We start from the raw sequence: 21,314 nt of genomic DNA on the forward strand, positions 1-21,314 counted from the left end.
CTGCGCCGACGATGCCGATCACCGCGCTTTCGCGGAAATTGATGTCGAGCCGGTAGAGCGACAGGCCGATCAGGCGCGGCATGACCTGTGGCTGGATGGCGTAGTTGACCACCTGCCACCACGAGGCGCCGGTGGAGCGGATCGCCTCGGCCTGGGATTCGTTGATTTCCTCGATATCGTCGGCCAAGAGCTTGGCGATGAAGCCGATGGTGGCGAAGCTGAGGGTCAGGAAGCCCGCGAAGGGGCCAAAGCCGAACATCGCCACGAAGAAGATCGCGATGATGATTTCCTGCAAGGCGCGGCTGACGGCGATGATGCTGCGGCAGATGTAATAGATCCAGCGCGGCGCCAGGTTGCGCGCGGCGCCGATGCCGATGGGCACCGATATCGCCACGCCCACCACCGTGGAGGTGAGCGTCATCGTCAGGCTTTCGACGAGGCCCTGGCTGATGTCGCGCCAGCGGCTGGAGAAATCGGGTTGCAGGAAGCCCATGATGAAGCGCTGGCCGCGTTCCAGCCCGTCATAGACGCGCGCCCAGTTGACCTCGACCGAGCCGACGGCGAGCACCAGATAGACGAGGATGCCGATCTGGAGCGCCAGCCGCCAGCGCCGATCCTTGACGATCTGCGGAGGGCGGCGCCACGTGGTGGGATAGGAACGGGCGGTCATTTGGCAAGCGCCGCGATGCGGTCGCGGGCTTCGGCTTCGGCGGCGGCCTGTTCGGCGTCGCCGGCGCGCATGGCGTTCCAGTCTTCCTCGCCGTAGATCTGGGTCAGGGCGGATTCGGTCAGGGCGTCGGGAGCGCCGTCGAACACAACGCGCCCCGCGCGCAGGCCGACTATGCGCTGCATGAATTGCTGGGCCAGCGGCACGTCATGGATATTGACGATGGCGGGCAGGCCGCGTTCGGTGCAAATCTCGGTCAGAAGGCGCATGATCTGGCGGCTGGTCTTGGGATCGAGGCTGGCGGTGGGTTCGTCCACCAGCAGCAATTCGGGATCCTGTGCAAGCGCACGGGCGATGCCGACGCGCTGACGCTGACCGCCCGAAAGGGCGTCGGCGCGCTTGTCGGCATGGTCGATCAGCCCCACACGATCCAGCAGGGCATAAGCGCGCTGAATGTCGGCGGGGGGATATTTGCGCAGGAAGCTGCGCCAGAAGGGCACATAGCCCAAGCGTCCCGAGAGCACGTTTTCCATCACGGTCAGGCGTTCGACGAGGGCGTATTCCTGAAAGATCATCCCGATCCGGCGGCGTTGCCGGCGCAGATCGGCCTTGCCCAATTTGGCCAGATCGACATCGCCCAGAAGCACCTTGCCCGAACTGGGTTCGACCAGGCGGTTGATGCAGCGGATCAGCGTGGATTTGCCCGCGCCGGAGGGGCCGATAAGGCCGAGGATCTGACCTTTGGGCACATCAAGGGTCACGTCGTGGAGTGCGGTCTCACCTGTCTTGTAGGTCTTGGACAGGTGTTCGAGATGCAGCATGGGTGGCCCTTTCGACAAGACATGCGGGCGGTCAGGGACCGCCCGCAGGGAACAGCAAGGTAACTTGTTCAGTTACATTCGTAGACGACGTTATTGGCCGCGTCGATCGTGCGGATCACGGACCATTCGTCCTTGAAGGTGATCTCGACGAACTTGTCTTCGCCGTTACGGTTGAATTCCTCGGCCAGTGGCGAGTCTGTCCAGTCATAGCTGAAGAACGCCTCGCGGATCTTGTCCTGCAGCTCGGGGGCGAGGTTGTAGACGGTGCCGTAGCCGGTGGTCGGGAAGGTCTGCGAGGTGTAGATCGTGACCAGCTGATCATCGGTCACCACCTCGCGGTCGAGCATCCGGGCCTTGACCGAGTTGGCGATCGAGGCAGCGATATAGTCCTTGTTGGCGACGCCGAGAATCGAGTTGTCATGCGCGCCCGAGAAGACGGCTTCGAAGTCCTCGCCGGCGACCATGTCGAATTCGGCCTTGAGGATCGCGGAAGGCGCCTTGAAGCCCGAGTTGGAGGTTTCCGAGGTGAAGGCCAGTTGTTTGCCCTTGAGATCCTCGACCGCGGTGACGCCTGAATCGGGGTAGGTGATGATTTCCATCTCATAGCCGAACGAGCCGTCGTCGGCGGCCATCATCGCGAAAGGCCGGAAGCCCGCGCAGGCCACGGCGAGAGGGTTGGAGCCGGTGTTGAAGCCTGCGACATGCAGGCGGCCCGCGCGCATCGCTTCAATCTGGGCGGCGTTCGACTGCACGGGGAAGAACTGCACCCGCTTGCCGGTCACTTCGGACATGTGGTCAAGAAAGCCCTGCCAGACTTCGGCATAGACGGCCGGGTCTTCGACGGGCGTGTAGGCGAAGATCAGCGTGTCGGGATCGATCCATTCGGACGCATCGGCGGGAATGTCGGCGATCAGGTCGCCATCTGCGTCGGTGTAGCGGTCGCCCAGTTTGAATTCGGCCTGAGCGGGCAGCGCCACGGTCAAGGCGAGAAGAGCGGTCAGCGTCGTCGTGAGTTTCATGGGTTCCCCCCCTTTGAGTACATCTGTCAGCCGGGCGTAGCGAGCGAATGTAACAGGATATTGACCCTGTCGCCGGTTCGTCCCGAAGTGGTGCGGGCCAGAGTGTCGCAGAGGGCCCGTGGCAAACGTCCGTAGAGTTTGCCCCAAGAGTTTGTTTCGATCAACGCTGGATGTGCTGTTGATCCGTTATATCAACTATGGATTTCAAGTTATTGTTTTAAAAGGGAATTAAGTCCATAGTTCGGTTGGGTGGGGTGGGGTGGCCTGCAATCGCCGCCGGATGATCTTGCCGATACCGGCGCCGAATGTGTCGCCGTCGGGTGTAACGCCGGATTGCAGTGTGTAGGCCGGGTTTCGAGCCGCAGGGCGCCCGGGATCCGCCGGGTCATACCCCGCCGTCACACCCCGCCGTCACGGGCCGGGGTCCAGCGGTGCAGCCAGATGGGGCTTGCCGGCTGGCCCGAGGCGTCGTTGCGCATCACCATGCGCAGCTCAAGCGCGCTGGTGTCCTTGGGGGTCAGGAGGAAGGTCACACGGGTGCCAAGCCCCTCAGGCAGGGCGAAGGCGCCGATGCCGCGGATCTCGGCGGGGCCGTTGACCGAGATATCGGGGCTGAGCCCGTCGGGGGCGCCGGAGAGGTCGATCACGAAACGCCGCGTACCGGGTTGATCGTGTTCGCGGCCAGACCGGCTTTGCAGGATGCGCATCGGCGGTGTCTGATCGGGGCGACCGAGCGTCCAGTCAAGGCTGTAACGGAAGCTGTGTTCGCTGCCGGGCAGGAGCGGTGCCTCGGGGCGCCAGAAGGCCACGATATTGTCCATGAATTCCGTATCGGTCGGAATCTCCACCAGCACCACGGCGCCGCGCCCCCAATTGCCGGTGGGGCGCACCATGGCAGAGGGGCGGTCGTGGTAACGGGCCTCGGTATCCTCGTAATCGGCGTAGCGGCGGGGGATCTGGAACAGACCGAAGGCCGAGGGGCCGTTATCGACGAAGGCCGACGCTTGCAGGGTGGCGGGATTGGCGATGGGACGCCACAGATGCTCGCCCGCGCCATTGGTGATCGCCAGCACGTTGCTGTCATGCACGCGGGGGCGGAAATCATCGGACACCGCCGCGCGCATCGGTCCCTTGAGATACATCGAGGTCAGGGGGGCGACGCCGATATCTGCGATCTCGCGGCGGGGCAGAAGGGTGGTTGCGATCTGCATACGCGTGTCCGTGCCGGGATGCAGGGTCATGTCGATGTGACCGGCAAGCGACGGGCTGTCGATCACGCCTTCCAGCCTGATCTTGCCGTCTTGGGGCGGATGCAGGCGCAGATGGGTGAAGCGGGGAAATTCCTCGGGCGTGGGGCCACCGGTGCCAAGCGCCACGGCGCGCGCGGAAAGGCCATAGGCCATGGCCTGACCGATGGCGCGGAAGTAGCTGGCGCCTTGCAGGACCATCACCTCGTCCAGCACGTCGGGGCTGTTGAGCGGGTGGCGCAGACGCAGGCCCGAGAAGCCCGCGCCGGGGGCGGTGTCGGGGATGTCGCCGAAATAGCGCGGCTCGAAGCTGAAGAGATCGGGCGAAAAGGGCACCTCGTGCACACCCTCGGGATGGGGCAGTTCGATCTGCACGGGATCGGGAAAATAGAGACCCGGCGGCAGGAGGTCCACGCTGTAGCCCGGACCGACCGGCAGTTGTGCGGCCCGCCCCGCAAGGGGGCGGATGCCGCGATAGGCGTCATAGTCCAGCCCGGCGAAGGGCGCGGGCAGGGGTGTTTCATTGGGCCTGTAGGCTTGGCGGGCCATGCTGCGCGCCAATCCGAGAAGATCGGCGGGCACGGCTGTGCCGGCCGACAGGGTGCGGGGGGCGGCCAGCAGGGCCGAGGCCCCGGCGAGAAAGGCGCGGCGTTTCATCGGGCGGGCGCGTCCAGCAGGCGCACAAGCAGGGGGGCGGCCAGAAGCGGCAGGATCAGCGGCAACAGCCAGAGTGTCGCGCCCGCTTCGGAGACTGAGGCCAGGGCTGCGATGGCAAGGCCCGCGCTGCTTTCGGGCAGGCCGCGAGGGGGCTGCCAGCGGGGCGCGCGCGCGGATTTCCAACCGCAGTCGCGGCCAGAGACCACCGAGAGCACCGATCCTGTCTGACGGATCATCATGATCGGGGCGACGAGGCTCGAGAGGATCAGCTCGGCGGTCCAGGCGCGCAGGCTGATCCATCGGCGGCGCGCGGTTCGATCCCGCGCGATCCTGCCGACAAGGGCGCAGAGCTTGGGCAGCAGAAGCACGGCGGCAATGAGCGCGAAGGGAAGGGCGCTGGACACCGGCACCGCGCCCGAGGCCATCAGGATCACCAGCAGCAGCCAGATCGGCGCGGCGAGATAGCTGACAACGCCAGAGGCGAGGTGAAACCGGCTGACCGGGTGCAATCCGGGGGCGGTGAGCATGAGGAGATGCTGCAGGTTGCCCTGACACCAGCGGCGGTCGCGGCGGTGGAAGGCGTCGAGGGTCTGGGGGGCATCCTCGGCGCTGCCGGTCAGATCGGGGTCAAGCTCGACCGACCAGCCATCCCGGCGCAGGAAGGCGGCTTCGATGAAATCATGGCTGAGCAGGGGGCCACCGAAGGGGGCGCGCCCCGGCAGATGGGGCAGGCGCGCGGCATTGCGGAAGGCGGCGATGCGGATGATCGCGTTATGTCCCCAGTAATTGCCGTTACGGCCTGTCCATGCCGCCATGCCACGCCCGAAATTGGCCGACATCAGGCGCACGGCGTTGCGCTGAAGCTGGCCGAAGCGGCTTTGCGCCGGGATCAGGGCCATGCCGGCCTGAATGAGGCCGGTGCGGGGGCGCGTCTCGATCTGGTGGATGAGGCGGCGGATGCGCGTGCAGGACATGCGGCTGTCGGCGTCGAGGATCAGCATATGGTCGAAGTCTGCGCCCTGATCGTCCAGCCAATCGGCGATATTGCCGGGTTTGCGCCCGGTATTGAGGGCGCGGCGGCGATAGGTGATCGTGCCGTTGGCCACCAGAGCGCGCATCGCGGCCTCTTCGCGGGCGACAAACGCCTCGCCCGAGGTGTCCGACAGCACGAAAATGGCGGTAGCCCGGTCCAGCCCACGGCGCTGCAGGCGGGCGCCGAGATCACGCAGATAGGCCGCGAGAGCGTCGGGGTCTTCCTTGCACAGGAGCACGAGGATCGCGGTGCGGCTGGACGGGGTCCAGTGATCGGGGACAGATGGCATCGGCCGGGCGGGCGCCAGAAGCCCGATCAGGGCGGTGGCCGCGCCCCCCGAGACCCAGGCCGCGTTGAGCGCGAGCAGCGCCAGCGCGGCTATGGCAAGCGGTGACCAATGGCTGATCGACAGGGCGAAGGCCCCGGTGATGAGCGTTGCGAGCGCCAGCGTGAGCGCGGCAAATGCCGTGCCCGCGCCGGGCGAGGGGAGCCATGATGCGGCCGGCGTTCCCGCCGGTCGAAGAAGATGTTCGGAGAGGGCCATGGCAGTGGGATTTCATCCGTTGAAAAAAGGGCTGATGTCGTTGATTCTAGGGTCAGTTAGCGCCAACACATATCGTGCGCTTTCGGCCCGACAAGAGGCTATTTCGCGGAACGGATCACGGGTGGCCACATGCGCGAAAAGACGCCGTCGCGCCGCAGCATTCCGTGGTAGAAAGCGGCGGAAACATGCACAAGCACGATCCCGGCGATCACAAATGCGGCATAATGGTGAACGGCTTTCGCAAGATCGGCCAGCCCCTCGGAGCGCGGCACGAGCGAGGGGACGCCAAGCGCATCCAGAGCCTCGATCGGGAAGCCACCGGCCTTGACCCTGACATAGCCCGCAACGGGCATCACCACGAGCAGGACATAAAGCGCCAGATGGCTCGCGCCAGCGGCGCGGGCCTGCCAGGAGGGCAGATCCGCGGGCAGGGGTGGCGGCGGCTGGATCAGGCGATAGGCGATGCGCAGGACCATCAGGAGCAGCACCAGCACACCGACATTCTTGTGAAAGATGAAGAGCGCGTTCTGGAGCGAGCGGCCAAGCCCGTCCTGCACCATCAAGAAGCCTGCAGCGATCATCGCGAGCACCAGCACGGCCATGATCCAGTGCAGGAGCCGGGCGGTCGTCGTGTACTGCGGAGCGGTGTGATCCATCATGCTGGGCCTCGTTTCATCTTCAGGTAGCGTCGAGAGGGGCGGGTTCAAGTGCTTGAGCGGATGGGCGCGCAGCAAGGTCCGGGCCTGCAAGGGAGGGCTTGACCGTGGCCGCGCTGAGCTAAACTAAGAGGAATGAGCATCGCTTATCCCGATATGGCACGGCCTGTGCCCCATGCGCCCGACCCTGGCGGTCGGCTGGTTCCGCTTCGGCGGTTCGCGGCGGCGGCTGGTCTGGGGGCTGTGGTGGTCGTGGGGCTTGGATTCGGGCTGAAGGCGCAAGGGTGGCTGCCGGTGGGCGCGGCCCTCGGCGTCTATGGCGCGGCGGTCGTGCTGGCGGGGTGGGTGATGGCGCGCAGCTATCCGCATCGCGCGCTGGGCCTGTGCAATCTGGTGACGCTGTTGCGCCTCGCGCTGATGTCGGCGCTGGTTGCGCCGCTTGTGTCGGGAAGCGGGGCGCAATGGGGTGTTCTGATGGTGGCGGCGGTTGCGCTGGCGCTTGACGGGGTGGATGGCTGGCTTGCGCGGCGGCAGCATCTGGTGTCGCAATTCGGCGCGCGCTTCGACATGGAGGTGGATGCGGGGCTGGGGCTGGTGCTGGCGGTGAGTGCCTTTGCGGCGGGAAGTGCCGGGGCGGCGGTGCTTGCGCTTGGGATGCCGCGCTATGTCTTTGCCGCTGCGGGCCGGATTTTGCCGTGGCTGGACGCGCCGTTGCCCGACCGGATCGGGCGCAAATGGGTCTGCGTGATCCAGATCGGGGTTCTGATCGGCCTGCAGGTGCCGGGTCTGCCGGTGCCGCTGGCCCATGCGGCGATCACGTTGGCGGCGGCGGCGCTGTGCTGGTCGTTCGGGCGCGACATCCTGTGGTTATGGAGGAGGCGCGCTTGAGCGTGCCGGGCCGTAGCGGGCTGATCCGGCTGCTGGTGGCGGCGCTGGTGCTGCATCTGGTGCTGATCCAGCCCAATCATCCGGCGGCGATGACCTGGCGGGCGCTGGTGCTGGTGCCGCTGGAATTGCCGGCCCTGCTGCTTGGGCTTGTGGCCCTGAGGGGGCGGGCGGTGCTTGTGCTGCGGATCGTGCTGAGCGCGGCGCTGACGAGTCTGGTTATCCTCAAGACGGCTGATTTCGCGATGTTCACGGCGCTGGCGCGCGGGTTCAACCCGGTGGCGGATGTCATGCTGATCGAGGCGGGCTTGAGGTTGCTGGCGGGCTCCATTGGCGTGGTGCCCGCGGCTTTGGTCGGTCTGGCGGCGGTTGCGGCGGCCATCGGGATCGGTTGGGCGATCTGGTGGGCGACGGGGGTTTGGGCGGTGCTTGCCGCACCAAAGGTCACCGCATGGATCGCGGGCACGGGGGCGGTGCTGTCGGCGGTGGTGGCGGTGGCCGAGATCGGGCAGACCATGGGCCGCTGGAGCCTTGGGGTAAGCCCGCCCGGTGCGGCTTTCACGGCGCGCGTGGGTGTCGAGCGGGTGGTCATGGTGCGCGACACGCTGCGCGATCTCAGGGCGTTTCGCATCGCGGCGCGGCAAGATCCCTATGCCGGGGCGACTGGCCTGCTGGACGGGATCGACCGCGATGTGCTGGTGGTGTTCGTCGAAAGCTATGGCCGCACCAGTCTGGATACGCCCTTTTATGCGGGCCAGCATCGCGAGACGCTGGAGCGCAACGAGGCGGTGCTGCGCGATCTGGGGCTGTCGATGGTGTCGGGACTGCTGCGCGCGCCGACGCGCGGCGGGCAAAGCTGGCTGTCGCATGCGACTTTCGCCAATGGTCTTCTGGTCAACGATCAGACGCGCTATGGTGCGGTGCTGGCCTCGGGGCGCGAGACGCTGTTTCATATCGCGGCAAGGTCGGGGTTTCACACGGCGGCGGTGATGCCGCAGATCACGCTCGACTGGCCGGAATCGGCGGTGATGGGCTTTGACACGGTGCTGGCGGCGGCGGATCTGGGATATGAGGGCGCGCCGTTCAACTGGGTGACGATGCCCGATCAATTCACCTTTGCGGCGCTGGACCGGCTGGTGCGCAACGGGCAGGCGGATGGGCCGTCCTTTGTGCAGATGGCGCTTGGCTCGTCGCATGCGCCGTGGGTGCCTGTGCCGGACTTGGTGGAGTGGGACAGCATCGGGGATGGGCAGGTGTTCAACGAGATGGCCACGTCCGGGCCGACGCCGGAAGAGGTCTGGCGCGACCGGGACCGGGTGCGCGAGCAGTATCGCGATGCGGTGGATTATGCGCTGTCGGTGGTCTTCGCCTATGCCGAGCGGCACGCGGGCACCGCGCCGCTGATGATCGTGCTGGGGGATCATCAGGCGGCGGATTTCGTGGCGCTGGATACGCGCGCGGACGTGCCGGTGCATGTGATCGGGCCGCCGCATCTGGTGGCGCGGATCGAGAGCTGGGGCTGGAGCGAGGGTCTGATCCCCGACCCGGACAGGCCGATCCGCGGGATGCAGGAGATGCGCGACCTGCTGATCGAGGCCTATTCGAGCCCGAGCGTGGGCGAGGCTGGTTCGGCCCGGGTCACGCAGTGATGCGCCGCGGCATCCGGGGGACGGTGATACGCGCGGGGCAAGGGGTGCTGGCGGTGGGGCTGCTGGCCCTGCTGTGGCGGGTCGCTGGCGGAGAAGAGGCGGCGCGCAGTCTGGCCGGGGCGGATATGCGCTGGCTGGCCGCTGCGCTTGCTGCGCTGAGCCTGCAGACGGTGCTTTCGGCACTGCGCTGGCGGGTGACGGCGGCGCCCTTGGGCATCCATCTGAGCATCAATGAGGCGGTGCGGGAATATTACCTGAGCCAGGTGGTGAACCAATCGCTGCCCGGGGGCGTGATTGGGGATGCGGGCCGCGCGATCCGCGCGCGGGGGCAGGCGGGGTTACTGGCATCCGGTCAGGCGGTGGTGTTCGAGCGTCTTGCGGGGCAGATGGGGCTTTTCGCGGTCACGGCGCTGGCGTTCGGGCTGACGGTCGCGGTGCCGGGGGGCGTTGTCTGGCCCGACTGGCTGATCTGGCCCGTTGTGCTGGGCTTGGCCTGCGGGTTGGCTTTGCCGGTGTGTGGCGCGGTGCTGGCCCGTATGCGGGGCCGGATCGGGCGGGCGGTGGCGCCGGTCTGGCAGGGGATGGTGCGGTGCCTTTTCGCGCGGCAGGTGATCGGCCCGCAGATCGCGCTCAGCCTTGCGACCACGATCTGCAATCTGGCGGCGTTCGGCTTTTGCGCGCAGGCGGTGGGGCATCCCCTGTCGGTGGCCGCCGTGGCGGCCTTCGTGCCGCTGATCTTGCTGATGATGCTGGTGCCGCTGACGATCGGCGGCTGGGGGCTGCGAGAGGGGGCGGCGGCGGTGCTGTTTCCGGTGGCCGGTGCCTCGGCGGCGGGCGGGCTGGCCGCCAGTGTGGCCTTCGGCCTGATGTTGCTGGTTTCGGTGCTGCCGGGGGTTGCGATCGTGCTCAAGCGGCGCCGCGCGCCGGTGATGCCGGGTTGATCAGGGCCGCGCGAGCCGGGCGGGTCGCGCATGCAGCGGCACGCCTGCGGCCAGTGCGGTGTCATCGAGGGCGCAGTCGAACACCACATCCGATCCCAGCGAAAAGGCGCGGGTCTGCGGGCGGATCGCGTCCGAGAGTTTCTCGGTGGGCGAGGGCATGGTCAGCCCCTGAGGCCCGGCGCCGATCAGAAGCGGGGCCACGGCCACTTGCAACCGGGTGAGACGCCGTGCTTCGAGAAAGCGCGAGATGGTGATCCCGCCCCCTTCGATCATCAGGGTCGAGAGGCCCTTGGCCCGCAGCGCCGAGAGGATCTGAGCCGGGTCGAGCAGGCTTTCGCGGTCGTTCAGGCGGATCACCTCGACCCCGGCGGGGCGGGGGCGGTCCACGGCCTGAATGACGATCCGGCGGGTGCCGTCGGCGCGCAGCAGGGGGGCGTCATCGGGCAGGCGTCCGCGTGGGTCGATGACGATGCGTGCGGGGTTCGGACCTTTGCACAGCCGAACGGTCAGGCGCGGGCTGTCATGCAGCGCGGTGCGCACGCCGATGACCACGCCATCGACCAGCGCCCGCATCCGGTGCAGATGCGCCAGCCCGTCGGGGCCGGAGACGTCGCGCGCGTCGCCCGTGACGGTGGCGATGCGCCCGTCCAGAGACTGGCCGATCTGGGCCACGGTGATCGGTCCCAAATCGCGCCGCGCCAGGGGGCCGTAGAGTGCCAGGGCGGCGTTTTCGTTTTGGCTCCAACGGCCGCAACAGGTGCAGGACAAGCCCTGACGCACGGCCAGAAGCCGGTCCCAGACGCGGGAATTGACATCAATCGGCTGCATGGGTGGTCTCCGTGGAGAGGGAACGGGGCAGGGCCAGAATGTCGCCGTGCCCGATGGTGCAGATTGTCTGCACGGCGCGGTCGCGGCGTCTTTGGCCCCAGTCTAGAGCCTCGGCCAAGCCGGTTTCGGCGGCGGCGGTGGCGATGCCCTCGAGCAGGCTGGCATGAAGTGTCGCGGTGTCGGGGCCAAGGGCCCAAGGGCTGTCGGCCTGCGCCACGTCGAAGCCCGCCGCGTCAAAGATGGCGGTGCTTGCGGTGACGGCGCCGGGGCCAAGGGCGGGGCCAAGCCCCTTGTCGCTCAGCTGGTGGCGGTTGAAGGCTTCGGTGACAGGCGCATCCAGGGGATCGGCGGGCTCCCAGGACATCTGCCCGTCATATGAGAGCGCGGCATAAAACGGCACCGTGAGCCGCGCGGCTAGCGCCGCGACCCAGTCGCGCGGCATGAGGTCAAGCAGCGCCGAGGCGGTCACGAGCGTCACCCCGCCGAGGGGCAGCGCGCCCGGATCGGCCAGATCGAGGGAATATGTTCTTGTCTCGGGGCCTGCGGCCTTGGCGGCCAGCGCCAGCAAGGCGGGGTCATTGTCCACCAGCCGCCAAGTTGTGCCCGCCGGCAGATGCGGCGCCATGGCGCGCACGGTCGAGCCGGTGCCGCAGCCGAGATCCAGAATGACCGGCGTGGCCCCCGCCGCCTTTGCCGCGCGGCGCAGCAGGGTGCTGTCCCGCGCGGCATGGTCGGCGGGTTCGCGAAGGGCCAGCCAGTCGGCGGTGAAGGCCATGTCAGATGTCACCCTCATACCAGGCGCGGGCGACGTGGCTTTCGTGCAGCTGGATGCGCAGCTTGCGCACGCGCCCGTCATCCTTGAGGCGCCCGTCGCGGACCGCCTCGGCCATGCGGTCGAAGATATGTTTGCACAGGAATTCGGTTGTCGTGAATTTTCCCGCGAATTCAGGGATTTCGTCGAGGTTCTTGTAGCGCAGCGGCGCCAGTGTATCGGTCAGCGCCTCGGTCGCGAGACCGATATCCACGACCAGCCCGTGCGCGTCGATATCGGCGGTATAGAAGGCTGCGTCGACGGTGAAGGTCGCGCCGTGCATGCCCTGGGCCGGGCCGAAGACGGGCGAGGGCAGGGAATGGGCGATCATGATATGGTCACGGACTTCGACGGCGAACATGGGCTCTCCTCAGGTGGGTGTGGTGTAGCGGATGCGGTGACACAGCGTGTCGGGATCGGTGAGGATCCGGGCGTAGTGCGCGGGCAGATCCTCGAACGGGGTTTCGCCCGAGATCAGCGCATCGAGCGCCGGATCGCGCAGCAGATCGAGCGCCTTGGCCATGCGGCGCGCATGGGTCCAGCGCGGGGTGCGGGCGGGGGGCAGGTGGCCCACCTGACTGCTGACAAGGCGCAGGCGGCGGCTGTGGAAGGCGCCGCCAAGCGGCACGGGCGTGGACCCCTCGCCATGCCAGCTTGCCTCGACGATGGTGGCGCCCGCGCCGGCGCAGTCGATCGCGGTGGCAAGGCCCGCGGCGCTGGCGGTGGCATGCATGACCACGTCGCATCCTTCGGGGGCCATGTCCGGCGCGGCAAAGGCGCAGCCGAGCGTGTCGGCCAGAGCGGCGCGACCGGGGGCGGTGTCGATCAGGGTGACATCGGCGCCGGGCAGGCGGGAGGCAAGATATCCGGTAAGCGCGCCCACGACGCCTGCGCCGATCACGGCGATCCGGTCGCCCGCCGCAGCGCCGCTGTCCCACAGGATATTCAACGCGGTTTCCATATTGGCCCCCAGCACGGCACGTTCGGGGGGCAGGTCGTCGGGCAGGGGGGTCAGCATCGCGCGGTCCATGCGAAAGCGGGTCTGGTGGGGATGCAGGGCAAAAACGGCGCGCCCGCGCAGATCGCCATCGGACACGCGGCCAACGGCGCAATAGCCGTATTTGACCGGAAAGGGAAAGGCGCCTTCCTGAGCGGGGGCGCGCATGGTCTGCGCCTCGCTTGTGGGCACGCGGCCTTCGAAGACCAGCCGTTCGGTGCCGCGGCTGATTGCGGTGAACAGCGTCTCGACGCCGATCCCCTCGCCCAGTTGGGCCGGTCGCAGATCGACCGTGTGGGGTGCGATACACCACAGCGCGGTTGCGGTCATGCCAGAACCTGCGGGGTCAGGATGGACGCCCCGGACACGCGACCGCGACCCGCAAAGCGGGCGGACTGGCGGCGCTGAGCGCTGGTGGGTCGACTGTGCATTGTCGCGGGTCCGATATCCGTGTCCTATACTTAAGTAGGTAGGCCACCACAGCCCAAGACAAGTGGCTTGCGAAAAATGTGCAAAGCTTTGCCGATCGGGGCGCTGGACAGCCGCGAGGGCGTGCTATCTGGATGTTATCAGACTGTGGAAAGGCGGGGCAATGGCGCTTTGGATGGGGTTTCTTCGGTCGCTGGTGATCTATCACAATCCCGTGTCGAGGCGGGCCTGGCGGCGGTTCTATCACGGTCTTCTGGAACCCGGGGATCTGGTGATCGATGTGGGCGCGCATGTGGGCACGAGGGCACGGGCGATGCGGGCGGCGGGCGCGCGGGTCGTGGCATTGGAGCCGCAACACCCGTTTGCAGGGTTTCTGCGCCTCACGTTGCCGCGCGATATCACCCTGATCGAGGCGGCGGCGGGCGCCAGTGAGACCGAGGCCGAGATGGCTGTGTCGTCGCGTCATCCCACCGTGTCGTCCTTGCGCGGCGATTTCGTCGAGGGCGCGCGGGATGCGCCCGGTTTCGGCCATGTGAAATGGGATCGCAGGCAGCGCGTGCGGATGGTCACGCTGGATGGGCTGATCGCGCAATATGGCGTGCCGCGTTACATCAAGATCGATGTCGAGGGGTTCGAGATTGACGTTCTGGCGGGGCTGTCGCAGCCGGTGCCGCTCATCTCGGTCGAGTTTCTGCCGGGATTTCCGCATCTGACCCATGCGGTGATCGACCGGCTGTCGGAGCTGGGGGAGTACCGGTTCAACCCGGTGCAGGGCGAGACGGGAGGCTTCTTGTGGCCGGATTGGCGCGATGCGGCGGCGGCGAGGGAATGGCTGGACGGGTTGCAGGCGGATGCGAGCTCGGGTGATCTGTTTGCGCGCCTGCCTGAGTAACGGCGTGTGATCCGCGTGGTTCAGCCCGCGCGAAGGACGCGGGCGAAGGCGTCGAACAAGGCGGGTGCTGCGGCGATGACCGTGCCGCTGTCCTGAGGGTTTTCGGTGCTGTGCCAGCCTTCGGTCCGTGCGCCGGATTGCTGCAGGATCACGAGGCCTGCGGCAATGTCCCAAGGCTGCAGGCGGCGTTCCCAGAAGCCATCGAGCCGCCCTGCGGCGACATAGGCCAGGTCAAGCGAAGCGGCCCCCATCCGGCGCACACCCGCGCAGAGCGGCATCAGCCGCGCGATATCGGCGGCGTGGTCGTCGATATGGGCCATGCCGCCGAAGGGAATGCCGGTGCCGAAAAGGGCAGGCTCGAGGGTTGTGGTCGGGGCGGTCCGGATCGGTTGGCCGTTCAGGGTAGCCGGGGCGCCGCATCGCGCGGCGAAGGTTTCGGATTTGATCGGGTCGTGGATCACGCCGACGGTGAGCCTGCCCGCTTCGCGCAGGGCGATGGAGACGGCCCAATGCGGGATGCCCCGCAGAAAATTGGTGGTGCCGTCCAGCGGATCGACGATCCAGACACGCTTGGAGCTTCCGTCTGCACCGGTTTCCTCGCCAAGCCAGCCGTCGGAGGGGCGGGCGGTGCGCAACGCGTCACGCAGAAAGGTTTCGGCATCGAGATCGGCGTGGGACATGAAATCGCCCGCGCGTTTGGTGCTGATGGCGAGGCTGTCGCGGGTCTGCCAATGACGCAAGAGAATGTCGCCCGCCTGCTGCGCAAGGGTCACGGCGAGCGAGAGATCAGCGGCGCTCATTTGCCGTAACCTGCGATCCGGTCGAGGATCACGCCCACAAGGTCTGCGGCGTCGGACCAGAGGGGAAGGGCCGCACCGGCCATGAGTGCTGCGGCGGATTGGGCGGCGTGGAGCGTCCTGTCCTGCAGAAGGGTGCTGAGAGCGTCGGCAAAGCCCTTGGCATCTTCGGGGGCGATCAGCGTGCCAGCGGCGGCGGGCACCGTGCCGGGCACCGCGCCTGCGGTGGTCGAGACGATGGGCAGTCCGTGGATCAGCGCCTCGTCGAACACGATGCCGTAGCCTTCGTAGCGGGTGGCCAGCGCGAAGGCGTAGGCCTCGGAATAAAGACGGTCGAGCGTGGCACGCTCGACCCGGCCTGCGAGATGGACACGGCCCGACAGGCCCGCGCTGTCGATCTGCCGGGTCAGGGCGTCGGCATGTCCCGGCGCCCATGGCGCACCGACGATGACCGCGCGCCATGGCTGGTCGGTGATCTGCGACAGCGCGTCGATCAGGGTGTCATGGCCCTTGCGGGGATGCAGAAGGCCAACCGAGAGGATCAGAGGCGGCGCATCGGGATCGGGTGTGGCGGGTGCTGGCGCGGTCTTTGGCGTGAGATCGGGTCGACCGGGGCGGATCACCGTGATGCGGTCTGGATCAACGGCGTAATCGGCCAGCAAGACATCCTTGATATGAGGGCTTGGCACGAGGATATGCGCGGCGCGGGTGAGATTGGCCTTTTCCAGCGCCCGAAGGCGCGCGGCCTCGGGTTGGGGCAGGCCGCTTTCATGGGCAAGCGGGTGATGGACAAGCGCCACGATCGGGGCGGTGATATGGTCAAGCGCGTCTGTGGGCAGCGCGCCGAAGGCCAGACCATCGACGATCAGGATGTGGTCGCAGGGCACCTTGGCCAGCTGGTCGCAGGCTTCGGACATCTGCGCCTTGGACGGGTGGGGGAACCCGTCGGGCAGGCGGATATGGGCCACCTCGCGGCCCGCGTCGCGCAGGGCGGACAAAAGGTGGCGGTCATAGTGATAGCCGCCCGTCGGACTGGACAGGTCTCCGGGGATGGCGAAGGCGGCGGGGCGTGGGCGGGGCATGAGGGTTCCTTGCGTCTTGCCAATGGGCTTAGCGCGGTGCGGGTCCAAGGCAATGATGCGGCGGGCTGCGGGTCAGGCGGTTCTATGGCCATGCTCGATCTGGCGGATCACGTCGGTCACGCTGCCGTCACGATATTCCGACACCGCCACGATACGCCCCGAGGGGCTGGGCGGTGTGGGGCGCGTGGCAAGGTGGGCGGCCTGATCGCAGAGGGACTCGATGCCGCAGAGCGCAAGCCCGGCGGCGCGCAACCGCGCGGCCAGCGCGGGGCGCAGCGGGTTGACCGCGATGCCATGATCGGTGACCACCACGTCAACCGTTGCGCCGGGTGTGGTCAGGGTGCCCACATGCGGCACGATCTTGGGAAAGCCCGCAGCGGTCAGGCGCGTCGTGACGATGGTCAGGCGCGCGCCAGCGGCGGTGTCGGCATGCCCGCCAGAGCCGCCGATCACGATGCCGCCCGCCTTGGTGGTCACGTTGACGTTGAAGGCAAGGTCCACCTCGGCGGCGCCCAGAACCACGGCATCCACCCGGTCCACCACGGCGCCGCCGATATGGGGGGCGGCATAGGTGGCCGCGCTCATCATCTGGTGACGGGGATCGGTTTGATAAGAGCGCACCGCCGCGAGATCGAAGCATTGCACATCCATCAGCGCCCGGAAGAGGCCGGCGTTCAGCATGTCGACGTGAAAGCCGGTGATGCCGCCGGCGCAAAAACTGCCGGTGACGCGGTGTTCGATCATCAGGCGTCCCACGGCGGCGGCGGTGCAGAGCGAAATGCCGCCCGCGCCGGTCTGGAACGAGAAGCCGTCGGTCAAGAGGCCGCTGGCGGCGATCACCGCTGCGGCGGTGTCTCCGATGCGGGTGCTGACGGGGTCGGTTGCGGGGGTCGTCGTGCCCGAAGCGATGCCCGACGCATCGCCGATCCGGTCCACAGCCACGACGTGATGCACCTTGCCTTGCGGGATGTCTATGGCGGGGGCGGGGAAGGGCACCAGCGTATCGGTTACGGCGATCACGCGGCGGGCGACCTCGACATCGGTGAGCGGATAGCCGAGCGTGCCGCAGGCGGTCGGGCCGACGCGGCCCGAGAGATTGCCCATCTCGTCGGCGGCAGGGGCGGCCACGAAGGCCGCATCGACCTGCAATTCGCCCATGTCGAGCGCCCGTGCCCGCCCGCCATGGGTGCGCAGCACCACGGGATGCGGCACGAGGCCATGGCTGATCGCCTCGCCCACGGGGCCGGATATGAAGCTGGCGGACAGGCGCGTGACGGTGCCGGCGCGGATATGCCCCACCAGCGGAGCATGGACCGGGAAGATCGAGGTGGCGGCGACATGCAGGTTCTTGAGACCACGCGCGGCCAGACGATCAAGCACCATGTTCAGCACCGCGTCGCCGTTGCGAAGATGGTGGTGGAACGACACAGTCGCGCCGTCGGACAGCTCGCAGGCGGCGATGGCGGCATCGAGATCAGCGAGCAGCTTGGACCGGCAGGGGGCCGGGCCTGTGCTGTCGTCATGGGCGCGCACGGCGCCGTAGCCTTCGATCTGTTCCGGAAGGTCGCGCATCGTCTGGTCCTGATGTTCCTGTGTCGGCGAAAAAAGATCCCCGGAGGGTCATGCCGCCGGGATCGGAGGCTGTCAACGGGCGGGACACCGGCGCCGGCCCTGCAGGTCGCGCGCCTTGAGACGGCAATGGGACGCCCGTGTCTGTGCGTGGCTTTGCGTTTAAGATGCGCCCGTGGCGCCGACGATCCCGAAGCGCTCGCGCGGCAACTGGCGGCATTGGCGGCGCAGGCCGAACTTGGTATGACCAAGGACGGAATTTCGACGGGGCGGGTGGCATTCCAACCCTTTGCCCAGTCTGAGGAGATGACAGATGAACATTGCCTACACGATGGCGCCGGGGCGCGGCGATATGGATCTGATCCTTGCGTCGCTTGCGGCGGAGCTGGCGGCCTCTGGCCTTCGGTGCTGTGGCACCGTCCAGATCAATACTGTCAACCCCGCCTATGGTACGGCAGGACCGTGCGACATGAATGTGCGCGTTCTGCCAGAGGGTCCGGTGCTGCGCATCAGTCAGGATCTGGGGCCATCGGCGCGCGGCTGCCGGTTGGACCCGAATGTGCTGGAGACGGCGGTGGGGCTGGTGGCCGAGCGGCTGGCGCAGGGCGCTGATCTGTTGATCGTGAACAAGTTCGGCAAGCACGAGGCCGAGGGGCGCGGGTTTCGTGACGTGATCGCCGAGGCTCTGGCGATGGACATTCCCGTGCTTGTCGGCCTCAATGCGCTCAACCGGGAGGCATTCGAGCGTTTCACCGAGGGCCTGGCCATCCCGCTGGCCCCTGAAACCGCGGCATTGAGGACGTGGGTGGACAGCGTGACCGCGCCCTTGACGCAAAGGGCGGGCGCAAGGCCCGCCCAAGCGATGTCATAGGATCTTCGTTCAGCCTTTCTGGGCCTTGCGGCGGTGGCCCGGGACGCCCATCAGGCTTGGACCTGCTGCCAGAAGGGGCAGGCCGTTGGACGCGGTCGCGGCAAGACCTGTGCGGGAGTTTGATTAGTTAACCCGATTTCAGGAAACAGTCCGGATTTTTGGGCTTTATTGGCCTGTTTTTCGAAACGACATATCGGGGCTGACGGCCTCAGTTCGGCGCGGCCAGCATCTCGAGCGTGCGGGTGATGTCGTCTTCGGTGGTCAAGGGATTGATCGTGCACAGCCGGAGCGCCGAGCGGTCCTTGAGCATCGTCGAGGACAGCGTGGCAAAACCCGAGGCCGAGACGCGTGCGGCGCGCGCGGCATGGTCGGCCGCGTCCGAGCCGCGATGGGCGAAGCAGACAATGCCAAGCTGTGCGGGGGTGATGATCTCCCACCGGGAGGGGTTGTGGCGCAGGTGGTCTTCGGTGAATTCGGCCAGCTCGATGCCGCGCAGGACCGCGTCGCGGAACGCCTGCGCACCGTGGGTGCGCAGCGACATCCACAGTTTGAGCGCACGCGACCGGCGGCTGAGTTCGAGGCTGCGATTGCCGTAATTCACCTCGCCCGAGGTGGCTTGCACGTCGCGCAGATATTCGGGGTTCATGGAAAAGCACCGCTCAAGGGCGCCGGGGCGGGTGACAAGGCACAGACCCAGATCATAAGGCTGGAAGAACCATTTATGCGGGTCGAGCACGACCGAATCCGCGCGCTCGAGCCCGGCAAGCGTGGCGCGGCCCCGGTCCGTGATCGCGGCGGGCGCGCCGTAAGCGCCGTCGACATGCATCCAGATGTCGTGGGCGGCGCAGATATCGGCGATGGCCTCCAGCGGATCGGTCGCGCCGGTATTGGTGCTGCCGGCGGTGGCGACCACCATCATCGGGCGACGGCCAGCGGCTTTGTCCTCGGCGATGGCGTGGGCAAGCGTATCGGCGCTCATGCGCAGGGCATCATCCGAGGGCAGGATGCGGATCTGCTCGGGGACAAGGCCCATCTGGAGCAGATTGCGCGGCAGCGAGGCGTGGGTCTGATCGGTGAGATAGGCCACGCCTGCGCCGATTTCGAAGCGGGCGACGCAGAAGCCGGTGAAATTGGCCATCGAGCCGCCCGACAACAGCACGCCTTCGGTGCGGGCGGGCAGGCCCAGCATCTCGGCCACCCAAGCGCAGACGGTGGTTTCCACCACCGCCGGACCCGAGCCGCCGCCCCAGCTGGCGCAGATCGTGTTGAAGCCGGTGCCGAGCCAGTCGCCAAGCGTGGCGGCGAAGGCCGCAGGGCCGGGGACGCGGGCGAAATAGCGCGGGTGATCGCCATGCTGCATGTTGGTCAGCGCCACCTCGGCCAGCAAATCCAGAGCCGCGTCGGGGTCCGATGGCGCATCGGGCAGCGGCCCGCCGAGGCGGGCCGTCAGATCGTCGGCCTTGCCGGTGGTGATCACCGCCTCGGTGTTGCGGCGCTCCAGCCGGTCGACGACCATGTCCACCACCTTGTGACCCAGACGGCGCATCGTGGCGGAATCCATCCCGAGCGTGTCGGCGGGAATGGCGAAAGGATCGTTGGAGGGCGGTGTGCTGGAGGACATGGCGGGGTCCGTTTTGTGGCAAAGCGGTCTGGACCCTAGAGGTCGCCCGGATTGGGGGGGATTGCAAGGGGGCAGGCCCGTGCGTCAGGTGGGGGCGTCAGACGGGCGCGTCAGACATGCGCCGCCAGACGCGCCCGCAATGTCTGCACGCCGGTGCGGACGGCATCATGCACGGGGCCGGGGCGGGGTGTGTCACGGATGGTCGTGGCCCAATGTTCCGGGCGCGGGGTGCTGCCCTTGCGCGACCAGCTGAGGGCAGACAGCACATCGCGCGCCGGATCGGGCAGATGCTCGGGGATCGTATGGCCGTTGAGCGTGGCCCAGAGGCCGGTCCAGAGGCGTCCGACGCTCCATGGGTTATAGCCGCCGCCGCCGAGCAGCAGAAGCCGGGGGCTGAGCGGGGCGATGTGGCGCAAGGCGTCGAAATGGGCGTTGTTGGACCATGCCAGCCGCGAGAGAGGATCCTCGAGCACCGCATCGGCGCCGCATTGCAGGACAATGGCCTGAGGGCGATGGGCCGACAGCGCGGGCAGGATCAGCTCGTGCAGGGCGAAGGCGGCGTCGTCGTCATGGCTGCCGCGGGGCAAGGGCAGGTTGAACGCGGTGCCTTGGGCCGTGTCGTGCAGCGCGCCGGTGAAGGGCCAGCGGTTTTCCTCATGGGTGGAGATCATCAAAAGCCCCGGTGTGCCGGCCATGGCTGCTTCGACCCCGTCGGAGTGATGCGCGTCGATATCGACATAGGCGATGCGGGTCAGACCTTGGGCAAAGAGCGCCTTGAGCGCCAGAACGGGATCGTTGAGATAGCAAAAGCCAGAGGCCCGGTCGGCCATCCCGTGATGGGTGCCGCCGCCGGGATTATAGACCGCGCCGCCATTGGCCAGAAGCTCGGTCGCCAGAAGCGAGCCGCCTGCGGCGGTGGCGGCGCGGCGGAACATCTCGGGAAAGATCGGGTTGGACAGCGTGCCAAGTCCGTGGCGCGCGCGTATCGCGGGGCTGACATGACCTGTGGTCTCGGCCTCTTGCAGGGCCGCGACATAGGCGGGAGTGTGAAACGCGGTCAGGGCGGCGGGGCGCGCGCGGGGACTGGTGCGGTATTGCGCTGGCGGCAGCCAGCCCATCGCGCGGCTGAGGTCGATCACGGTGGGCACTCGGGGGATCGACAGTGGATGGCGTGCCCCATAGCTGGAGCCGCGATAGATTTCGGAGCCGATGAAAAGGGGTGCGGTCATGGCGCTCAGTCTAGCGCGCAGGGGCGCGCAGGGAAGAGGGGCGCAACCGGGGGCAGGGCTGGCGCTTGG

Annotated in this window: 20 protein-coding genes; 5 read left to right on the top strand and 15 right to left on the bottom strand. The window is 67.5% G+C overall.

Annotation, left to right across the window (positions count from 1 at the left end; all coding sequences use genetic code 11):
- From phnE to RAZWK3B_RS19390, 6 genes are all read right to left on the bottom strand, one after another.
- Positions 1 to 670 (bottom strand): phosphonate ABC transporter, permease protein PhnE (phnE, locus tag RAZWK3B_RS19365; RefSeq protein ID WP_007818204.1); only part of this gene is annotated, 670 nt, incomplete at its 3' end.
- On the bottom strand, positions 667 to 1,488 hold the full coding sequence (phnC, locus tag RAZWK3B_RS19370) for a phosphonate ABC transporter ATP-binding protein (protein WP_007818205.1): 822 nt from the start codon (positions 1,486 to 1,488) through the stop codon (positions 667 to 669). The genes phnE and phnC, both read right to left, overlap by 4 nt.
- 68 nt (positions 1,489 to 1,556) lie before the next feature.
- Positions 1,557 to 2,507, bottom strand: coding sequence for a phosphate/phosphite/phosphonate ABC transporter substrate-binding protein (gene phnD, locus RAZWK3B_RS19375; protein WP_007818207.1), 951 nt, complete (start codon positions 2,505 to 2,507; stop codon positions 1,557 to 1,559).
- 398 nt (positions 2,508 to 2,905) lie between these two features.
- The gene (locus RAZWK3B_RS19380; RefSeq protein ID WP_007818209.1) at positions 2,906 to 4,411 is read right to left on the bottom strand and encodes an OpgD/OpgG family glucan biosynthesis protein; all 1,506 of its coding nucleotides are present in this window, start codon (positions 4,409 to 4,411) and stop codon (positions 2,906 to 2,908) included.
- Entirely contained in the window at positions 4,408 to 5,988 is a 1,581-nt protein-coding gene (gene mdoH, locus RAZWK3B_RS19385) for a glucans biosynthesis glucosyltransferase MdoH (RefSeq protein ID WP_007818211.1), read from the bottom strand. Before mdoH ends, RAZWK3B_RS19380 begins: the two co-directional genes overlap by 4 nt.
- Before the next feature lie 98 nt (positions 5,989 to 6,086).
- On the bottom strand, positions 6,087 to 6,647 hold the full coding sequence (locus RAZWK3B_RS19390; protein WP_007818213.1) for a cytochrome b: 561 nt from the start codon (positions 6,645 to 6,647) through the stop codon (positions 6,087 to 6,089).
- 132 nt (positions 6,648 to 6,779) lie between these two features.
- Here RAZWK3B_RS19390 and RAZWK3B_RS19395 point away from each other — a divergent pair, with 132 nt between their 5' ends.
- The 3 genes from RAZWK3B_RS19395 to RAZWK3B_RS19405 are packed head-to-tail and all read left to right on the top strand — an operon-like array spanning position 6,780 to position 10,119.
- The gene (locus RAZWK3B_RS19395) at positions 6,780 to 7,532 is read left to right on the top strand and encodes a CDP-alcohol phosphatidyltransferase family protein (protein WP_007818215.1); all 753 of its coding nucleotides are present in this window, start codon (positions 6,780 to 6,782) and stop codon (positions 7,530 to 7,532) included.
- A gap of 2 nt (positions 7,533 to 7,534) precedes the next feature.
- Positions 7,535 to 9,178 carry a sulfatase-like hydrolase/transferase gene (locus tag RAZWK3B_RS19400; RefSeq protein WP_232279573.1) on the top strand — a complete coding sequence of 548 codons (1,644 nt, stop codon included), beginning with the start codon at positions 7,535 to 7,537 and terminating at the stop codon, positions 9,176 to 9,178.
- A complete protein-coding gene (locus RAZWK3B_RS19405) occupies positions 9,178 to 10,119 on the top strand; it encodes a lysylphosphatidylglycerol synthase transmembrane domain-containing protein (protein WP_007818219.1) in 942 nt (313 codons plus the stop codon). Before RAZWK3B_RS19400 ends, RAZWK3B_RS19405 begins: the two co-directional genes overlap by 1 nt.
- Here RAZWK3B_RS19405 and RAZWK3B_RS19410 read toward each other — a convergent pair whose 3' ends face one another.
- Genes RAZWK3B_RS19410 through RAZWK3B_RS19425 form a run of 4 tightly spaced genes read right to left on the bottom strand, consistent with a single transcriptional unit; the run spans position 10,120 to position 13,085 of the window.
- Positions 10,120 to 10,947, bottom strand: coding sequence for a RibD family protein (locus RAZWK3B_RS19410; RefSeq protein ID WP_007818221.1), 828 nt, complete (start codon positions 10,945 to 10,947; stop codon positions 10,120 to 10,122).
- On the bottom strand, positions 10,934 to 11,722 hold the full coding sequence (locus RAZWK3B_RS19415) for a class I SAM-dependent methyltransferase (RefSeq protein WP_007818223.1): 789 nt from the start codon (positions 11,720 to 11,722) through the stop codon (positions 10,934 to 10,936). Before RAZWK3B_RS19415 ends, RAZWK3B_RS19410 begins: the two co-directional genes overlap by 14 nt.
- 1 nt (position 11,723) lies before the next feature.
- Positions 11,724 to 12,119 (bottom strand): 6-pyruvoyl trahydropterin synthase family protein, encoded by a 396-nt coding sequence (locus RAZWK3B_RS19420; RefSeq protein WP_007818225.1) that lies wholly within the window; start codon positions 12,117 to 12,119, stop codon positions 11,724 to 11,726.
- Positions 12,120 to 12,128: 9 nt separating this feature from the next.
- The gene (locus RAZWK3B_RS19425) at positions 12,129 to 13,085 is read right to left on the bottom strand and encodes a zinc-dependent alcohol dehydrogenase (protein WP_007818227.1); all 957 of its coding nucleotides are present in this window, start codon (positions 13,083 to 13,085) and stop codon (positions 12,129 to 12,131) included.
- A 262-nt stretch (positions 13,086 to 13,347) separates the two neighbouring features.
- On the opposite strand from RAZWK3B_RS19425, the gene RAZWK3B_RS19430 reads away from it, so the two are divergent.
- Complete coding sequence (locus tag RAZWK3B_RS19430) at positions 13,348 to 14,076, top strand: FkbM family methyltransferase (RefSeq protein WP_007818229.1); 729 nt, start codon at positions 13,348 to 13,350, stop codon at positions 14,074 to 14,076.
- A 20-nt stretch (positions 14,077 to 14,096) separates the two neighbouring features.
- On the opposite strand, the gene RAZWK3B_RS19435 is transcribed toward RAZWK3B_RS19430, so the two are convergent.
- The 3 genes from RAZWK3B_RS19435 to citF all read right to left on the bottom strand — a co-directional run bounded on the left by RAZWK3B_RS19435 (position 14,097) and on the right by citF (position 17,527).
- Entirely contained in the window at positions 14,097 to 14,876 is a 780-nt protein-coding gene (locus RAZWK3B_RS19435; protein ID WP_007818231.1) for an inositol monophosphatase family protein, read from the bottom strand.
- Complete coding sequence (locus RAZWK3B_RS19440) at positions 14,873 to 15,955, bottom strand: glycosyltransferase family 4 protein (protein ID WP_007818233.1); 1,083 nt, start codon at positions 15,953 to 15,955, stop codon at positions 14,873 to 14,875. The genes RAZWK3B_RS19435 and RAZWK3B_RS19440 overlap by 4 nt, the downstream gene beginning before the upstream one ends.
- 72 nt (positions 15,956 to 16,027) lie before the next feature.
- Positions 16,028 to 17,527: a citrate lyase subunit alpha gene (gene citF / locus RAZWK3B_RS19445; protein ID WP_007818234.1), complete on the bottom strand. Its 1,500-nt coding sequence runs from the start codon at positions 17,525 to 17,527 to the stop codon at positions 16,028 to 16,030.
- A gap of 310 nt (positions 17,528 to 17,837) precedes the next feature.
- Between citF and RAZWK3B_RS19450 the strand changes: the two genes are divergently transcribed.
- Complete coding sequence (locus tag RAZWK3B_RS19450) at positions 17,838 to 18,395, top strand: DUF2478 domain-containing protein (protein WP_007818236.1); 558 nt, start codon at positions 17,838 to 17,840, stop codon at positions 18,393 to 18,395.
- A 208-nt stretch (positions 18,396 to 18,603) separates the two neighbouring features.
- Here RAZWK3B_RS19450 and RAZWK3B_RS19455 read toward each other — a convergent pair whose 3' ends face one another.
- Together RAZWK3B_RS19455 and RAZWK3B_RS19460 are read right to left on the bottom strand one after the other, a co-directional pair.
- On the bottom strand, positions 18,604 to 20,016 hold the full coding sequence (locus RAZWK3B_RS19455) for a pyridoxal phosphate-dependent decarboxylase family protein (protein WP_007818238.1): 1,413 nt from the start codon (positions 20,014 to 20,016) through the stop codon (positions 18,604 to 18,606).
- Between the two features lie 110 nt (positions 20,017 to 20,126).
- Positions 20,127 to 21,245, bottom strand: a complete 1,119-nt coding sequence (locus tag RAZWK3B_RS19460) for an acetoin utilization protein AcuC (RefSeq protein WP_007818239.1) — start codon at positions 21,243 to 21,245, stop codon at positions 20,127 to 20,129.
- Positions 21,246 to 21,314: the final 69 nt, after the last annotated feature.

This window comes from Roseobacter sp. AzwK-3b, from assembly GCF_000170875.1.
In the GTDB taxonomy this organism is placed as follows: Bacteria; Pseudomonadota; Alphaproteobacteria; order Rhodobacterales; family Rhodobacteraceae; genus Roseovarius; species Roseovarius litoreus.